Here is a 17,145-nt window from a genome sequence, read left to right on the forward strand (position 1 = left end):
AAAAAATGTAACGCCAATTAATTCGTGTGGTGGAGGGTCTTAGATCATAAAAGAAGAGAAGGATCGATTAGTAGCAAATGAGTGAGATAAATCGCGGGCATAAAAAAGTGCCACTTCCTGTTAAGGAGAGTGGCACCTAACACTACAACTTGTAGTTAATGTTTACTACTTCTTAGAAGCGGTAGTTAACACCTACGCGGATTTCCCAAAGAGATGGACCGCGAGATACGCTTTGATCTGGTCTTGAGAACGCACTGTACTCGTATTGACCTGCATCGTTGAAGTCAGCAGCAATAACTTCATCACCACCGAAGCTACCCTGACGGAAGTCGCCCCACTGGTCGTTGATTAAGTTAGTCAAGTTTTCAATTACGAAAAATGCGCTTGCTGTATGGCCTTCGTAGAAGCCAGGAAGTTCTTGAGATACACGTAGGTCAGCTTTAAACCACCAGTCTGCAGATTCACTGTTACGCTCAAGAATTTCACCGCGTTCGAAGCCATTATCTTCAACCCAACGGTTAAATGCAGCTTCAGCAACTTCAGCTGTTTGAAGTACATCACCATCACGGTTAGTTTGGTCTACAAACACTACGTTCGGGTCATTTACTTCAGGAATGTAAATAAGCTGACGAGCAAATACACCATCCCATGGGAATGCTGAGTTGTTGCTGTGAACATAAGAGAAAGGCTTACCTTCGTTAGCCGTTGCAAACAAGTTGAAACGCGTTGCATAACCGTCAAAGAACTCAGCAGTGTAGCCTAGAGATAAGTTAAAACGGTTGCCAACAGCGTAGTCAGACGTTGCTGCAGATGGATTGTTAGGATCGCTAGTTGCGAAGTTCGCGTAGTTCGAGAATGCAACTGCGCTTGTCATCGGGTTAGCATCTTCAGCATCAACATAAGCATATGATGCGGCCATGTCGAAACCATTATCCCACTCTTTGCTTACGCCAATTGAAAATACAAGCGAGCTACCGTCGTCACTTGAATCCACGTTACCAAGGATAAAGTCTGACGTCTCGTTACGGTCTGCGTCAATGCGCTCGTAAATTGGACGACCATCAAAACGGTTTTGACCTGAGTAAACGATGTTTGCGTCTCTAACAATCGCTGAGTCTTGGCGATCGGTGTAGATCATATCAGCATTAATTAGGTAGTCGTTCTCAGTTACGTAGGTGAAGCCTAACGCGTATTTCCACTCAGACGGAATTTCAAAGTCTGGGTCAGTTGCGTTAGTGTTACCGTCACCATCCGTTAGGCTAGTGTTTGCTACTTCGTCAAATAGATCTTGTGGTACGTCGAAGATTGGACGACCTTGGCCCGTTAGCGCTAAGTCAAACAATGAAGTAGTACCGCTTACGAAACCATCAATTTGTCTTTCACGTGTACCAATGTTCGTTACACCATCGTTAGAGTACGCATTTGAGATCCAAACGTTCGGGTTACCACCAGAGTAAAGACCTAAACCACCGCGTAGCTCTAAGCTTTCATTAACTGTGTAAGTAAAACCGAAACGCGGCTGAAGAAGGTCAATGCCGTCAACGTTAGCCGTGTTGGCAAAACCGTAACGCTCAGTGAAGTTTTCGTTCAAACGAGGTGTATCGTCAGAGCCGTATGTATCATAACGAAGACCTGCCATAATTTTTAGGTCGTCAGTTAGATAGAACTCGTCCTGTACATAGAACGTGGTTACGTCAAACGCAAAAGAAGCACCTGCATCAGCTGGGTTGTTCGTGCCCGCTGAGTTGTTGTAGTAAATACGGTCAACTAGGCCTGCTTCAAAGTCTTCTATGCTTCTGAAACGGTATTCACCTACCGTTTGCTGCATGAACAAGTTAAATACGTCAGTTTCTTCATATTCAACACCAGCTGTAACTTCGTGGTCACCCCAGAAATAAGTACCAGCAAGCTTGAAGTTAAACACTTCGTAGTTAAGGTCGTTAGACTGACGAGAATCATCAGGACCGATATAGATACGACCGCCGCCGTCTGTTTCGATTTGCGCTTCAGCAAAACCAGAAGCCGCGTCTAGTGACTGCTGACGATTATCTAGGTCAGTGTGACCGATACGAAGTTCTGTCGTAAAGTCGTCTGTCCAGTTTGAGTATAGTGAACCAACAATCGTAGTTAGCTCAGCGCCACGCTCGTAGAAGTGGTTGCTAAGAGAAAGGTTACTTGAACCACCATCTGACTGGCTTACGCTGAAACCGTCGTTCCAGTTGTATACTAATGAAGCACGGTGATCAGCATTAATGTTCCAGTCTAGTTTGATTAGAATCTTTTCATCTTCAACTGGTGCAGAACCTGGTGTGCCACCAACATCGTAGCCGTAAACGTTTTGCGCAATTTGTGATACGCGGTCGATGTCGTCTTGAGTTACACGGCCACCTAGCGCGTTATAATCATACAACTGAACGCCTTCAAGCTTCTCATATGCAGCAAAAAGGAAAAGGCTATCTTTAATTAGTGGAAGACCAACGTTGAACCCGTAACGTCTTTCAGTGTAGTTACCGTTGTCACGCTCTACGCTGTCAACTTCGTCGCCGCGGTAAGAGTCAGACGTAAAGTCATAGAAAACACCACCGTGAACTTCGTTTGTACCTGATTTGGTTACTGCGTTGATATTACACGCAGTGAAGCCGCCGTATTCTACGTCGAAAGGAGCAAGCTCAACCGCTACTTGTTGAATTGCATCGTAAGAGAAAGGCATACGCTCAGTTGGGAAGCCATTGCTGTTTAGACCAAAGTTGTCATTCATTCGAATACCATCTAGGGTCAAGCTGTTGTTACGCGGGCTCGCACCACCACAACTAATTGAGTCGTTGAAGCTTTCATCAACGAAAACTCGAGGGTCAACACGAACGATATCGCCGATGCTACGGTTAATAGCAGGAGTATTTTCTAGCGCTTCAAGATTAAATACCGTCTGTGGCCCCGTTGCGCCAAACGCTGTTGCAGCTAATGAACTACCGCTAACAGAGATAACTTCGATATCACTTGCATCTTCTAGAGTAAGGTTAACGCCAAATGGGTTACCTAGCTCTAGGAATACGCTGTCGATTGTGGTGTCTTGGTACTCGTCAGAATCAACAACAATTCTGTAAGGTCCACCAACGCGAAGACCGCGAAGGTTAAACGTACCGTTAGCACCCACAGTTACTTCACGGGCTGTACCAGTAGGTTCGTGAATTACTGTAACAGATGTTCCCGCAGCAGGTGCACCTGTAGGGGTAAGGATGCGGCCTTCCATTGCAGATGACGTTTCTTGCGCCATTGCAGTGGTCGACAAACCGATTGACAGCGCAACCGCAGCCGCGATGCGACTGAACTTAGCTGATGAGCTCATGTGTGTGTTTCCCTTATTTGTTTAAAATTCTTTTTTCGGCTAAAGACTGCACATAAATTACGCAGTGTGCTTGCATCTTAACCGGAACCCGATGAATTGTCGTCAAGGTTCATGTCATTTTTATTACACTTTTACATTTTTATTTAACAGCAATCGTACGAGAATACTGAGTTTGTAAATTTTTTCTTGACCACATGGTCAAGTTAATTTACTTGTTATTATTATTGCTGACCCGCTTCGATTTGCTGGGCCTATTCTTGACAGACGGGCAACTAATAAACAGCGTTTAATAAAAATCAGGTTTACTCATAAAAAACCTTTAATTTTCAATTTTTTAGCACATTAAAATAAACTTACCTATTGCAATAAATAACCTTAACTGATGAAATCACATTATAAATCGTTAATTCATTCGGTCGTTTTTTTGACTAATTTCAGAATTGTTGCTTCAGGAAAATGGATAATTTTTATTTTGGCCGCTGTTAGTTGTGGTTCGATAAACTATTTTCTAAATTCTGCATCGTATGGCGATATTGCGCCACAAACTGGTCATTACATAACCTGCAAGACTGGTCTTGAGGGTAACAATGATGTTTTTTCTGTTTATGTTACTGATGGCAGAATCGCAGAAATGGCAAGCATGCGTTTGTGTGATGATAAAATCATCAAGCGTCAATATGGCGAGGTCAAGGTAACTATCGGTCAAAGCGACTATGACACCTTCCGCTACATTAACCACGGTGTGGTTAACTTGGCGCTGGTAAAGAGTAATGTGGTTGATGCGTTTGGCGCAGATCAGATATATGGATTAACGAAACTAGCTTCCCATCCAGATTATTCAGCGTTTTTTATTGCCTTGAGAGAACGACCACAGCTGTCAAAGGAGTACTTGCTAGGAAAAAGCATTGGACTTTTAGATTATCCGAGCAGCCGTTCTGGCCACATTGTGCCGAAGACCGTGATACAAAACATAGGATTAAGTGACAGCAACGTAAACATTGTTTACTACAGTTCTCATCAAGAATTAAGGCGAGCATTACTCGCCGGAGAAATCGATATAATTTCGTCCTACTGGGCTGAAGAAGATAGTGAGAACTTTTCTAGAAACTATGCAACGCCACTTCAAGAGGATGTTAGCGGCATGCAATGGTACTTAAAAATGCTGACGCAAAACACGGATCTATTTTGCGCCATGCAAACGGTTGTAAACGAGATAGCGATGTCACATCCAAGGCCTTATTACAAGACGATTACACTTGAAGAAGGCTGTAACTAATGAGTAATAAACCTCTCAACTGGAAGCCAAAGCCTTTTACCTTTTTTATATTCTTCTCACTTTTTGTGTGTATACAGTGTGTGGCTCTCATTGCACAATACTGGTCTCATCAATCTTCAATTCATCAAGCAGTCGATAAGGTAGAACGAAGAATAAGCTTGGATAGCGCCTTTCTTGACGTAGGAAACCGCACGCTAAATACCCCCGTAAATCAATTTGCAATCATTAGGTATCTAAAAAAACTCAACAAGGCGCTCAAAGAAGGTGGTTATCCAGTCCTTGTAAAGAGTATTCAGACTGTTGAGGACGATAAAGAAGACTTTACATCTTACAGTTCTGTTATTAATGCTAAATTCGAGAACGCAGAACAAACGATTACCGCAGAAATTCGAGCCGTTGGAACGCTAAGTGCGCTCTCTTTTAGCTGGACTGCACTACTGTCGTCACTACTATTGACCCCTATTTTCAGTGTTTCAAATAAGGTTAAAAAGAAACCGACGTCGCTAGAAGAAGTGATTCCTCCTTCACCGAAGCTGGTAATTAATCTTCAGGAAAAAACAATTTCAAATGGTATCGACGATAAGGTTGTTACCCTGCAAAACAAGCCACTTTGCTTTTACACTGCACTGGTTAAATATTGCATTGAACATCCCGGTGTACCACTCCCCCCGCACAAAGATGTGCCAAGTGAACTACTAGCCCTTGCAAATAAGAGTTTCGGTCGCTTAATTGAACTTGGCCACACAAAACGTAAACGCCCAGATTTCAACGCAAATCTTGACAAGACGTTAAGCGAAATTAGAGCAGCTCTAGACGAAGTATTCTCTTCATTCAGCGAAGAGAAAGAAACGTATTACCCACCGCGGGCTCAGGGCGAGGGTTCTCGGTCTAAACAACACTCTTACGCAATACCGTCTATCAAGCAAGAGGATATAACAATCATTGGTAACTAACTAAAAACTGACCACTTGGAGAGCTTTTTGTCATTTTTTGCTAATTAAGTAAACAGCCTGCAATGCCTTGAAAATACAATAAAGTTCTAGCAAAGACCGATCCAAAAACAGATAACTTGTGAATATATCATTGATTCGCGAGGCCTAAACGCGTATCTTTGCACCAACAAAACCAGCTTTATAGTACTATGCAATCGCCACTTATTATTGCCATTTCTGGGGCTTCAGGCTCTGGGAAGTCTCTTTTTACAAAAAATTTGTTCAACGGCTTCAGTGCTCAGGGTCGTCCTGTTCAAGTGCTGCGTGAAGATCATTATTATCGTGCGCAAGACCATCTCCCGATGGAACAGCGCGAGAAAAATAATTACGATCACCCTAATGCCTTTGAACACGAACTACTAAAAGCACATCTGCAAGCTTTGCGCGAAGGTCAGCCGATTGATTATCCGCACTACTGCTATAAAACGCATACTCGATTACCTGAAACAGAACGCCTTAATCCGGCTCCTGTTATCATTCTCGAGGGTATTATGTTGTTGGCTCGAACAGATTTGCTCCCTCTTTATGACGTTAAGATTTTTATTGATACGCCTCTAGATATTTGTCTGATGCGCAGGATGATGCGTGACCTTAAAGAACGTGGTCGCAGTATCGAATCTGTTGCTAAACAGTACGAAGAGACTGTAAAGCCTATGTATCATCAATTTATCGAACCAAGCCGCTTCACTGCCGACGTAGTAGTGACGCAAGGTGGCAAAAACCAAATTGCATTAGATGTGATCAAATCACACATTCAGCAAGCGCTTCTTTAAGGGAACATTTCTATGGTAAGTTTACTGGGCATTGCAGTCCTTCTGGGTATTGCTTTTGCGTTATCATCAGCGAAACGCAGTATAAATTTGCGCACCGTAGGTGGCGCATTTGCTATTCAAGCATCCGTTGGCGCATTTGTCCTGTATTCTGAACCTGGAAAAGAGGTTCTGTTAGCTTCAACAGAGTTTGTTGCCAATATTATTGCTTATAGCCAAGATGGAATTAACTTTTTGTTTGGCCCTATTGGCGACAAATCTATAGCCTTTATATTTGCGTTCAATGTACTTCCGGTTATCGTATTTTTCTCCTCATTGATTGCGGTTCTTTATCATTTAAAAGTGATGAATATCGTTATAAAGATCATCGGGGGTGCGCTACAAAAGCTATTGGGAACAAGCAAATCGGAATCAATGTCTTCGGCCGCTAACATCTTTGTTGGGCAAACTGAAGCACCATTAGTCGTGCGTCCTTTTATCCCAAATATGACTACATCTGAGCTATTTGCAGTTATGGTGGGTGGATTGGCTTCTATTGCGGGCTCGGTAATGGCCGGATATGCTGGTATGGGTGTGGAGTTAAAATACCTACTTGCAGCAAGCTTTATGGCTGCTCCTGGAGGGTTGCTTATGGCAAAAATAATATTGCCAGAGACAAACACTGCCAGTATAGAATCTAAAAATGTGGAAGCGGAAGATACCGCTTACGCTAATGTGTTTGACGCTGCCGCCAGTGGCGCATCGTCAGGCATGCAGCTTGCGCTAAACGTGGGCGCAATGCTACTCGCTTTCATTGCACTTATAGCAATGCTCAACGGCCTTATAGGCTGGAGTGCAGGACTATTTGGCTATGAAAACGTAACGTTTGAAGGGATCCTGGGTTATGTACTTCAACCTCTTGCATGGGCAATCGGCGTCCCATGGGAAGAAGCACAACTTGCAGGCAGCTTTATTGGTCAGAAAATGGTGGTGAACGAATTCGTTGCCTACCTTAACTTCTTGGAAAACCAAGCACAGCTATCTGAAGCGTCTCAGGCCATTATCACCTTTGCTCTTTGTGGTTTTGCAAACTTCTCTTCTATCGCAATCTTGATGGGTGGAATTGGTGTAATGGCACCAACACGCAGAAATGAAATTGCGCGATTAGGATTAAAAGCAGTTATCGCAGCTACGCTATCTAATTTAATGAGTGCCGCATTGGCAGGCTTTTTCCTCTCTCTGGGTTAAAGATCATTAAATTAGACCAGATGGTCAAGAAAAAACTAGACTAACTAGTCAGGTTTCTGTAAATTACGCGCCAATTCATCGCGGGGTTGATTTATGTCAATTTCTGCGACTTTTTTCTGTAGCCCGTCTACCTTTATAATGCCGCAGTCAAAATATACGGGATAAAGTTATGCAATTAGTTGCTGTTGATTACCAAGCGGAAAACGCACAAGAAGAATTCGTGAAGTCACTTCGCGAGACGGGGTTCGGTGTTTTAAAAAATCACCCTATCCAACAGTCATTAGTTCAAGGTATTTACGACAATTGGCAGGGCTTCTTCGACAGTGAAGAGAAGAATGATTACCTGTACAACAAAGGTAAACAAGACGGATTTTTCCCTCAGAGCGTATCTGAGGTAGCTAAAGGCTTTACGAAAAAAGATATTAAAGAGTATTACCACTTCTATCCATGGGGTCAGTGCCCTGAAGCACTACGTCCTCAAATTTCTCAATATTATGAGGAAGCAAACACGCTAGCGAAAGAGCTGTTGGGTTGGATAGAAAAGCATTCTCCTTCAGAGGTGAGTGATAAGTACAGTCAACCGCTAGGCGAAATGATCAAAGATTCTGATCAAACCTTGCTACGTATACTGCACTACCCACCACTGAAAGGTGATGAAGAAGTAGACGCAATTCGCGCCGCTGCGCATGAAGATATTAACTTGATTACTATCTTACCTGCGGCTAACGAGCCAGGATTGCAAGTACAAGCTAAAGACGGTAGTTGGATTGACGTTCCTTGTGATTTCGGGAACTTAATTGTGAATATTGGCGACATGCTTCAAGAAGCATCAGGCGAATATTTCCCATCAACTACCCATAGGGTTGTAAACCCAGATGGTGCAGATATGACGAAATCTCGTATCTCGTTGCCACTGTTTTTACACCCAAGACCGGATGTTGTTCTTTCAGAACGTCATACTGCAGGGTCATACCTGCAAGAGCGCCTTCGTGAGCTGGGCGTTATATAAATTAAGTTCCTTTTGTAGTGTTATTCTTTTGCCGCAGCTAGTCTGCGGCTTTTTTTTACCTACTAGCTATCGCTGCAAGCTTTGAAGTATAGCGTTGCCTATCCTGCTCGTTGGGTGAATGCTTAACGGCCTGCTGTAAATAACGCTGGGCTTCACTCACATCCCCTAACTCATGATGTGCTTTCGCCATGCCAAAGAATAACTCATGACGGCTTTTATCGAGCCTTAGCCCTTTTTCGTAGTGGCTAATTGCTATCTCGATATCACCAGAATCGAATGCTTGTTCTCCCAAGATATAATGGTAAAAAGGATTGGTTTGGCGCTTTGTTTCTACCATTTGCGTAATGCGGGAAGCTTCAACGTCTCTGTCTTGATAAATATAAAGAATAGATAAATTTTCCCACGCTGTTAGGTTATCGTCATTAAGCGACAGCGCATGTTTATAGGCTATTTCTGCTTGTTCGTATTCATCGACCATGCGATACAACACGCCCAAGTTAACCCAGCTTTGCTGTAACTCTGGCGATAGCTTCGCCGCTGCGCGAAAATAACTGTAGGCTCGGGTGTAACTATTGGCCACCAGAGCGTCCGCTCCCTTATTGTTGTAGTACATTGATATCACTTTGTTAAGAGATACGGCGTTACGCGGAAAATAATTTCGTAACATCTGAGGGTCGAAATCGACATCAGCCCAAGCGCCGCCAAGGGATGCAACTACACTATCGTTAGGCACTGATACTCGCAAATTAATATGGCCGTTGAGCAGGCTATATCCGTCTCGACGCGTCCAGTATTCGGGGATATCTACCTCGTAGAATGTCGCATTGAGACCCACATGCTCAGCAAGAGCGTAAGTCATAATTGACAATGAAAGGCAATTTGCCGCGCGGTTGTGGAAAGTAGTATTCGCAGTAGTGTTTGCGCTGTTGCGATAAAGCATACCCTGATCAGCATGATCGAATATTGCCTTAACCAAGCCTTTCACATTCTTTTGTAAGATGCTCTTCTCATACACTGCTTTTTCCGCAAAGCGCTTTGCGTCTTCATCTAAGAAAAAAATCTCTTCAGGGGTTTCAATGGAAAACAAGCTGTATGTAGGGAACAGACTGTCATTAAGTAAGGTGGGCGCAGCGTCAGTCGTTTCTGTTTCAGTAGACTTACACGCCCCTATTATAAGACAAAGCATTAATAAGGCAGTTACTCGAGCATTCATTACAGGCACCTTTTTTGTGTACTCGATGCCATAAGTATAGCTCACCATCTGATTTTTACATTTTATTTACATCCTGACTTTTATATATTCGGCGCAAATCTTCATCTCGTGCTTTCCGAGGCGAAACAAGCCTTTTATAAGATTACGGAAAGTTAATTATCAATTATTACCTTTCTACCGTAACCATTGACAGTTCAGTAACGCTCGCTAGCTGAATGAAGTGGCAAGTAACTAGAGAGCACATAATTTAGTGTTAAATTTTGTAATCATGTATAGGAAATAGTATGAAAAAGTTAATTAGTGCGTTTGTCGTTATTCTTTTTAGTGCTTCAGTATTCGCTGGGCATCACAAAGATACTGAAAATATGGACATCGTAGATACCGCAGCTGGTAACAAAATGTTCTCAACCCTTGTCACCGCGGTAAAGGCAGCTGATTTAGTGTCGACGTTAAAAGGTGACGGCCCTTTCACAGTTTTTGCTCCTACTGATGAAGCATTTGCGGCCCTACCAGCTGGTACCGTTGAAATGTTGTTGAAGCCAGAAAACAAGCAAACGCTTGTTCAAATTCTCACTTACCACGTTGTAGCAGGTAAAGTGACGGCAGAAGACGTATCAACGCTTTCTAATGCAACAACGGTAGAAGGTAGTCAAGTAGACATCTCTGCGAAGATGGGCGACGTTATGATCAACAATGCGAAGGTAATTAAAGCGGATATCATGACAAGCAATGGCGTAATTCACGTGATTGATACTGTATTGTTGCCTGCTGAAGTAGCGGCTGCATTATAATACAAAGAAATTAAAAAAGACTCTGAAGCACTGATACGTCAGTGCTTCCGTTTTTTTAAACGCTCGATCCAATCCTTTATACTTCTCGTACAAATTCACTTACTAGATGCTAAACAAATTAAACGTTACAAAAGTCTGAAAAGGAGTTCTTATGTTTTCGGTATATACCTATAGCATTGCTGGTTTACTGGTTATTTGTTTGACCGTTTTTGTACAGAATATCGTGGCTGCGATTGCACATCGAAAACAGTCAACCTACATCCCGGGTAAAGTAAGCGAAGAGCTAAGTCACGACAGTTTTGTTTTTAGAAGTCACAGAACGTTTCATAATTCGTTAGAAAACGTGCATCAATTTACACTTCCCGCGCTGTTTTGTATTTTTTTAGGTGCGCCGACCAACATCTTGGCATCGCTCATTTGGTTGTATGCACTGTGCAGAATTATCCACATGGCCCTTTACTATGCTATTGCGACTGAAAAGAATCCTAGCCCGAGAAGCTATTTCTACATGATTGGTATGCTCTGCAACCTTGCCGTTTTCATTCTCGCCTTCTTCCAAGTGTTTACTTAAAATCATTTCGATAGACCAGAAGTAAATGTTGTTATATTCAACTTATGTTTAATCCACTTTTGAAGCTTACAGGAGTAATGTGTGGGGTAGATGGTTCCTCCCGCAGATAGGACTGAGTGTGTATAATAAACAGGTCGGCGAACGCACTTTAGATGATTGCACTGTGTTAATTGTCGACGACCAAGCGAGCAGCAGACTGGTGCTAGTAACGCTACTCGAAGATATGGTTTCTTGCGTTTCTGTAGCCTCAGGACAAGATGCGATCGATTATTGTAAATTTCGCACACCAGACTTAATTTTAATGGACGTATCTATGCCTGAACTAGATGGGCATGAGACAACGCTATTGTTAAGAAAAAAACCTTCCCTTGCTAACATTCCTATTATTTTTGTCACCTCTTCTAGCTCTGATGAAGAAGAAAATAAATGCTGGGATTCTGGATGTGTCGATTTCGTTTTAAAGCCAGTAAACGCATGCACCTTGCGCAATCGGGTAAAGTCACACCTAAACCACAAGTTAAGATATGATTTACTTGAAAAGCTTATCTACATTGACAAACTCACCGGCGCCTACAACCGACACTATCTAGATGACTATCTTCCGCGTTTAGTAAAAGATGGGCTCCGCAATGTTTGTCCTCTTGCCTTAGTCATATTCGATGTGGATTATTTCAAGTTATACAATGATATGTATGGGCACTTAGACGGAGATAGCTGTCTATGGAAGGTAAGCAAAACCATCAATGAAGCGCTGCTACGACCCATGGATAAGTTGGTAAGGATCGGGGGAGAAGAGTTTTTGGTAATATTGCCTAACACTGACTTAGAAGGTGCTAGGTTGGTGACAGAGCGCTTACTCACCACTGTCTACGATCTCAACCTACCTCACGCAGCCTCTGAATACGAACGCGTTACACTGAGTGCAGGGTTAGCGATTAAACATGCAGACGATAATAAAACCGTCGATTACGTTATGTTGGAAGCAGATAAAAATTTGTATTTGGCAAAAACAGGGGGACGAAACCGATTGAAGATGCCCTCTTTAACAAAAAGCTCGTAAGTGTTTTGCTCATCTCGGATGCATTAATTAACATTGATAGACACCACACGTTGCTAAACCGGTCCGCGATAAACGGGCCCTAGCCTAGCTGATAGCTTCCCACTGCTTTTGTATGTAAAAGCGTTTCTAACGTATCTTCCTGAGTAATGCCTAATTCATTCAATTGTGCAAAAAACAACTGCAAGGTGGCGAGGGCATCGTCCAGTGCATTATGAGCGGGAAATGCGGGTAAATCTAAACGCTGTCGGCATACGGTAAGTGTTGCGCTATTATTTGGTAGCACCTGATGTTGTTTGTTTAATTGGTACAATGCTAATTGCAGGGTGTCGATATAAGTGATCTCGATTTGAGGAAGTTGGCATTGCTTGAACGCAGAGTTTAGCGCCATAAGATCGAGTCTGGCGTTGTGAAAAAGTAAAATATTATCCTTAAATAACGAAGATACGGCAGCTAGCCCTTCTGCTATGTCTTCACCCTCTGACAGAATATCTTGCGTTAACCCATGAATGACTGGGCTTTGCCCCAAGTCCCCGTTTGTTTTAATAATATGATAGCCGCTAGAAGCAAGGGAAATGTGCCCTGCTCTACCCGCCACATAGCCAATTGATGTAATATGTGAACTGGCTGCCTCTAACGAAGTAAGCTCTAAATCTAGCGCTGCAAACGTGGTATCGCGGATATGTCTATCGCGTAGATAATACCTAAACTTATTTCTCTTAAAAATCGCCGACGTACAAGCGTGTATTAATTGCTTTATCATAGCGATTAGCTTATTCCGCCAGAAAACTTCATCACCATGGCTTGATTAGTTCGATCAATAGCCTTAAAAGCGGCTTTTAACTGATGCTTTTCTATCGAAGATAGCATAGATACCGACACTCTATTGTCCGTGACTTTGTTTTCTAACTGATGACGCCAGCGCAAGCGATTTAAGAAAAGCCAGATGTCTCTAAGGTTAGCTGCATCACGCTTAGAAAGCTGAGAATTTGATGAGAGCGCGTCCAAACGAGCGAGCGTATTAGGCAGCGATATGCCGTCTGCAAGGGCGTAAATACGGGCAATATTATTAATTAGTGCCACCGCTCTGGTTTTAAGATCAATAACGTCCTTTTCCTTGCGCTTGTCGTTTTTGGCTTTTTCATAAATAAATTTTTGAAACATCGATAAAGGAACCGATATTTCATTACTGTGTCTGGCCAAGGCTGCTAAAAACATATTTTGCTGCATTAAAGGGGCTCTGCGCTTTTGTAGCTGTTTAAATAAACTGACATCACCTGCTGCACATCGCACATCAAGAAAAATATTAAAATGCATAATGGCATCTTTTGTAGGCGCATTAACCCATTGCTTCGCCTCTTCCACTGCCTCATCTAGCGATAAGCGAAGCGTGGGGTTACTGGCCATAATATTACCATCACATAATTTTATACCGCATTTCGCAAGCCCGTTGCAGACATACTCTGCCATAGCAGCAAAGTAGTCTGCCTGAGACTCTGTAGGGCGATTTGCAAGCAATAAACCGTTATCTTGATCAGACCCCATAGTCTGATCTTCCCGGGCTTGAGAACCATAAACCAGCCACGAAAACATCATGGGTGCTTTGCCATTGTCCTGCTGAAAAAAACCGATCAACTTTCTGGTCATGATGTCTGTTGCCTGAGACAAAATTTTTCCCGCAATGTCATAATCGCCGGCTTTTTTTGCATGCGCCGAAAAATAATGAGGAAGCTGCCAAGATAAACGAGTTAATTCATATAAATTCTCTGCTTTGCTCAGTTCGCCGATAATAAAAAGAACGTTTCCTCGTTGGTGGCGAATAATATCACTTGCCGTAACCATACCTAATGGCACAAGCGACTGATGATCAATGACGGGTAAATGATGAATATTGCGTTCAGTCATTAACGCTAACGCATCGAATAATGTTCTGTTTCCCATTATTTGGGCAGGGTTAGGCGTCATTATGTGGTCAACCGACAACGACGTATCTAATGACGTGGCAACCACTCTTGATCTAAGATCCCGATCGGTCACAATGCCGATAAGTTTGTCTTCTTTAGTTACCAGTAAGGATGAAACTTTCTGCTCTGTCATCAGCTGAGCAGCCGCTGATATTGACGTTATTTCCTCCACCGAAACGGGCGATTTTTCGATAACATCTGAAAGACCTTTATACAACCACATGGAATTGGTATCAGATATCGCATGATTTTGCAGGGCATTATTTCGAAGTCCATCAAAGAAATGGCGTATCGCGGTATCTTCAAATAATGGCTCAATCACGGCAGCATCAAAACGATAAACTAACCCCGGACTATCCACGCTAATATTTAAGGAAAATGGACGTTTTTCCATGATGCTAGCATAGCCGAAGTAATCCCCTTCACTTAGATGACGTAGGGGCGCATCTGAATCCTGCACAGAAAATTGACCACTTTGAATTAAGAAAAGCGCCGGAGCACCTTGCTGAAGTTCAGCAACAATATCAGCCGTCACGTAGATTAAATCTGCGTGTTTAACTAATTGCAGCTTCTGTTCGCTATCGAGGGTATCAAGCGGCGCCGACGTATTCAGAAAGTCTTCAACTTGTTTAGCCATTGCAGTCATAGAAATCGTCCAGTGATAGGGTTTGTTCGCCTTCGCTGTGTAAATTTTAGCCCACATACACAACAAAAATGAGCTCGTCCCTCAAAAAAACAAAAAACAAAAGAAAAAACCAACCTATTCACGTTCGCCAATAGGTTGGTTTCATTTTGCTATCGCCTATCTTTAGGCTGTATCAGGTTAGTGAGCTGATGCTTCACCTGCACCTTTTGGATAGCGAATGCTTTCTACTAGCTCTTGAATTTCTTCAGGCGCTTCATCGGTAGCTTTGAACACTAGGAAAGCCACGATAAAGTTAACCATCATACCTAGCGTTCCGATGCCTTCTGGCGAAATACCGAACCACCAGTTGTCAGGGGTGTTAGCTGCAGGGTTTACAAACTTGAAGTAAATGATGTAAGCCGCAGTAAACGCGATACCTGATATCATTCCCGCAATGGCACCTTTGTCGTTCATGCGCTTGCTGAAGATACCCATGATGATTGCCGGGAAGAAGCTCGATGCCGCCAAACCGAAGGCAAAGGCCACGACCTGCGCAACAAAGCCGGGCGGATTGATACCGAAGTAGCCTGCAATAACAATTGCAACCCCCGCCGCTAAACGTGCGTACATCAACTCTGCTTTATCGGTAATATTTGGCATAAAGTTTCGTTTCAACAGATCGTGAGACACGGATGTTGAAATAACTAACAATAAGCCCGCAGAGGTAGACAAGGCTGCTGCCACACCACCCGCTGCTACTAGTGCAATTACCCAAGCTGGTAGGTTAGCAATTTCAGGGTTAGCCAATACCATGATGTCGCGGTCAACTTTCATTTCGTTGCGCTCATCACCCGAATAGAACATCTTGCCGTCGCCATTTTTATCTTCATAAACGATAAGGCCGGTTTGTTCCCAATTTTTAATCCACGACGGCGCTTCTTCATAGCTTGTGCCTGTCATCTCTGGGCCATTAATGGTTTCAATCATATTTACGCGAGCAAATGCAGCAAGAGAAGGTGCTGTTGTATATAAGATTGCAATGAACGCCAGTGCATAACCTGCTGATTTACGCGCATCATGTACCTTAGGTACGGTAAAGAAGCGAACGATTACGTGAGGAAGACCCGCTGTACCCACCATTAGTGCAAAGGTAATGAAGAATACGTCTATGGTACTTTTGGTGCCCGATGTGTATTCGTTAAATCCGAGTTCGACGGATAAATTATCGAGTTTTTGCAGCAGGTGCATCCCCGACCCGTCGGCGAGCGTTGCTCCAAAGCCTGTTTGCGGCAGGATGTGACCTGTGACCATCATTGATATAAATACCGCTGGTACGATATAGGCAAAGATCATTACGCAATACTGCGCTACCTGTGTATAGGTAATACCTTTCATGCCACCAAGCACTGTGTAGAAGAACACAATAACCATACCGATGACTACGCCGGTTACAATATCTACTTCTAAGAAGCGGCTGAATACTACGCCCACGCCACGCATTTGGCCGGCAACATAGGTGAAGCAAACAAAAATTGCACAGAATACGGCAACCGTACGTGCAGTTTGAGAGTAGTAACGATCTCCGATAAAATCAGGCACCGTGAATTTGCCGAATTTACGCAAGTAAGGCGCTAAACATAAGGCTAGCAATACGTAACCGCCAGTCCACCCCATTAGGTAAACCGCGCCGTCATACCCCATAAAAGAGATGAGACCTGCCATCGAAATAAACGATGCAGCCGACATCCAGTCAGCGGCAGTAGCCATACCATTCATGACCGGAGGCACACCGCCACCAGCTACGTAGAAGTCATTGGTAGATCCTGCACGAGCCCAAATTGCAATTGCGATATATAGCGCAAATGATGCGCCAACGATAATAAACGTTAATGTTTGAACGTCCATGATTTACTCCTCATCTACGCCGTAGCGTTTATCCATGGCGTTCATCTTCGCCATATAGACAAAGATCAATGCAACAAATACATAAATTGAGCCCTGTTGTGCAAACCAGAAGCCTAATTTAAAGCCAAAAAATTGGATTTCATTTAAGATATCGACAAAAATAATGCCGGCGCCGAATGATACGATAAACCAAACGACTAGCAGTTTAGCGAGTAGAGCGAGGTTTTCGCTCCAATACGCTTTCTTGTCCTCTTCGTTTCTAAATGCCATTGTTTCACCCTCACATCAGGTTAATTGATTGTTATGTTTTTACATATTCCTAACGCCCGGCTTTGTTAACGTTATTGCTACTTAATTGGTAGTTGACTAAAGACAATCACCAGCAGCAAAGTCAAGCAC

Annotated in this window: 14 protein-coding genes; 8 read left to right on the forward strand and 6 right to left on the reverse strand. The window is 43.1% G+C overall.

Annotated elements, in window-relative coordinates; translation table 11 throughout:
• Positions 1–172: 172 nt before the first annotated feature.
• Positions 173–3,346, reverse strand: a complete 3,174-nt coding sequence (locus tag JC525_RS08400; protein WP_198815418.1) for a TonB-dependent receptor — start codon at positions 3,344–3,346, stop codon at positions 173–175.
• A 382-nt stretch (positions 3,347–3,728) separates the two neighbouring features.
• On the opposite strand from JC525_RS08400, the gene JC525_RS08405 reads away from it, so the two are divergent.
• The 5 genes from JC525_RS08405 to JC525_RS08425 all read left to right on the forward strand — a co-directional run bounded on the left by JC525_RS08405 (position 3,729) and on the right by JC525_RS08425 (position 8,620).
• Positions 3,729–4,622 (forward strand): hypothetical protein, encoded by an 894-nt coding sequence (locus JC525_RS08405; protein ID WP_198815419.1) that lies wholly within the window; start codon positions 3,729–3,731, stop codon positions 4,620–4,622.
• Positions 4,622–5,575 (forward strand): hypothetical protein, encoded by a 954-nt coding sequence (locus JC525_RS08410; protein WP_198815420.1) that lies wholly within the window; start codon positions 4,622–4,624, stop codon positions 5,573–5,575. The genes JC525_RS08405 and JC525_RS08410 overlap by 1 nt, the downstream gene beginning before the upstream one ends.
• Positions 5,576–5,763: 188 nt before the next feature.
• On the forward strand, positions 5,764–6,387 hold the full coding sequence (gene udk / locus JC525_RS08415; protein WP_105930445.1) for a uridine kinase: 624 nt from the start codon (positions 5,764–5,766) through the stop codon (positions 6,385–6,387).
• A gap of 12 nt (positions 6,388–6,399) precedes the next feature.
• Positions 6,400–7,611, forward strand: a complete 1,212-nt coding sequence (locus JC525_RS08420) for a NupC/NupG family nucleoside CNT transporter (RefSeq protein WP_120963514.1) — start codon at positions 6,400–6,402, stop codon at positions 7,609–7,611.
• Positions 7,612–7,780: 169 nt separating this feature from the next.
• The gene (locus tag JC525_RS08425) at positions 7,781–8,620 is read left to right on the forward strand and encodes an isopenicillin N synthase family dioxygenase (protein WP_198815421.1); all 840 of its coding nucleotides are present in this window, start codon (positions 7,781–7,783) and stop codon (positions 8,618–8,620) included.
• A 55-nt stretch (positions 8,621–8,675) separates the two neighbouring features.
• Here JC525_RS08425 and JC525_RS08430 read toward each other — a convergent pair whose 3' ends face one another.
• Positions 8,676–9,833 carry a tetratricopeptide repeat protein gene (locus tag JC525_RS08430; protein WP_198815422.1) on the reverse strand — a complete coding sequence of 386 codons (1,158 nt, stop codon included), beginning with the start codon at positions 9,831–9,833 and terminating at the stop codon, positions 8,676–8,678.
• 284 nt (positions 9,834–10,117) lie between these two features.
• On the opposite strand from JC525_RS08430, the gene JC525_RS08435 reads away from it, so the two are divergent.
• From JC525_RS08435 to JC525_RS08445, 3 genes are all read left to right on the forward strand, one after another.
• Positions 10,118–10,624: a fasciclin domain-containing protein gene (locus JC525_RS08435; protein WP_198815423.1), complete on the forward strand. Its 507-nt coding sequence runs from the start codon at positions 10,118–10,120 to the stop codon at positions 10,622–10,624.
• A gap of 151 nt (positions 10,625–10,775) precedes the next feature.
• Positions 10,776–11,195: an MAPEG family protein gene (locus tag JC525_RS08440; protein WP_198815424.1), complete on the forward strand. Its 420-nt coding sequence runs from the start codon at positions 10,776–10,778 to the stop codon at positions 11,193–11,195.
• 118 nt (positions 11,196–11,313) lie between these two features.
• A complete protein-coding gene (locus JC525_RS08445) occupies positions 11,314–12,255 on the forward strand; it encodes a GGDEF domain-containing response regulator (protein WP_198815425.1) in 942 nt (313 codons plus the stop codon).
• Between the two features lie 79 nt (positions 12,256–12,334).
• Here JC525_RS08445 and JC525_RS08450 read toward each other — a convergent pair whose 3' ends face one another.
• The 4 genes from JC525_RS08450 to JC525_RS08465 form a co-directional block, all read right to left on the reverse strand.
• Positions 12,335–13,015, reverse strand: a complete 681-nt coding sequence (locus JC525_RS08450; protein ID WP_198815426.1) for a 3'-5' exonuclease — start codon at positions 13,013–13,015, stop codon at positions 12,335–12,337.
• Positions 13,016–13,020: 5 nt separating this feature from the next.
• A complete protein-coding gene (locus JC525_RS08455) occupies positions 13,021–14,862 on the reverse strand; it encodes a DUF294 nucleotidyltransferase-like domain-containing protein (RefSeq protein ID WP_198815427.1) in 1,842 nt (613 codons plus the stop codon).
• A 177-nt stretch (positions 14,863–15,039) separates the two neighbouring features.
• Positions 15,040–16,746, reverse strand: coding sequence for a sodium:solute symporter family protein (locus JC525_RS08460; RefSeq protein WP_159120440.1), 1,707 nt, complete (start codon positions 16,744–16,746; stop codon positions 15,040–15,042).
• Between the two features lie 3 nt (positions 16,747–16,749).
• Positions 16,750–17,016: a DUF4212 domain-containing protein gene (locus tag JC525_RS08465; RefSeq protein ID WP_105930411.1), complete on the reverse strand. Its 267-nt coding sequence runs from the start codon at positions 17,014–17,016 to the stop codon at positions 16,750–16,752.
• Between the last annotated feature and the right edge of the window lie 129 nt (positions 17,017–17,145).

The organism is Alteromonas sp. IB21, assembly GCF_016405965.1.
In the GTDB taxonomy this organism is placed as follows: domain Bacteria; phylum Pseudomonadota; class Gammaproteobacteria; order Enterobacterales; family Alteromonadaceae; genus Alteromonas.

What these genes read in the sequence shown, in the direction of transcription:
- JC525_RS08400 (WP_198815418.1), bottom strand. Translation starts at nt 3,346, where the DNA reads ATGAGCTCATCAGCTAAGTTCAGTCGCATCGCGGCTGCGGTTGCGCTG.
- JC525_RS08405 (WP_198815419.1), top strand. Translation starts at nt 3,729, where the DNA reads ATGAAATCACATTATAAATCGTTAATTCATTCGGTCGTTTTTTTGACT.
- JC525_RS08410 (WP_198815420.1), top strand. Translation starts at nt 4,622, where the DNA reads ATGAGTAATAAACCTCTCAACTGGAAGCCAAAGCCTTTTACCTTTTTT.
- udk (WP_105930445.1), top strand. Translation starts at nt 5,764, where the DNA reads ATGCAATCGCCACTTATTATTGCCATTTCTGGGGCTTCAGGCTCTGGG.
- JC525_RS08420 (WP_120963514.1), top strand. Translation starts at nt 6,400, where the DNA reads ATGGTAAGTTTACTGGGCATTGCAGTCCTTCTGGGTATTGCTTTTGCG.
- JC525_RS08425 (WP_198815421.1), top strand. Translation starts at nt 7,781, where the DNA reads ATGCAATTAGTTGCTGTTGATTACCAAGCGGAAAACGCACAAGAAGAA.
- JC525_RS08430 (WP_198815422.1), bottom strand. Translation starts at nt 9,833, where the DNA reads ATGAATGCTCGAGTAACTGCCTTATTAATGCTTTGTCTTATAATAGGG.
- JC525_RS08435 (WP_198815423.1), top strand. Translation starts at nt 10,118, where the DNA reads ATGAAAAAGTTAATTAGTGCGTTTGTCGTTATTCTTTTTAGTGCTTCA.
- JC525_RS08440 (WP_198815424.1), top strand. Translation starts at nt 10,776, where the DNA reads ATGTTTTCGGTATATACCTATAGCATTGCTGGTTTACTGGTTATTTGT.
- JC525_RS08450 (WP_198815426.1), bottom strand. Translation starts at nt 13,015, where the DNA reads ATGATAAAGCAATTAATACACGCTTGTACGTCGGCGATTTTTAAGAGA.
- JC525_RS08455 (WP_198815427.1), bottom strand. Translation starts at nt 14,862, where the DNA reads ATGACTGCAATGGCTAAACAAGTTGAAGACTTTCTGAATACGTCGGCG.
- JC525_RS08460 (WP_159120440.1), bottom strand. Translation starts at nt 16,746, where the DNA reads ATGGACGTTCAAACATTAACGTTTATTATCGTTGGCGCATCATTTGCG.
- JC525_RS08465 (WP_105930411.1), bottom strand. Translation starts at nt 17,016, where the DNA reads ATGGCATTTAGAAACGAAGAGGACAAGAAAGCGTATTGGAGCGAAAAC.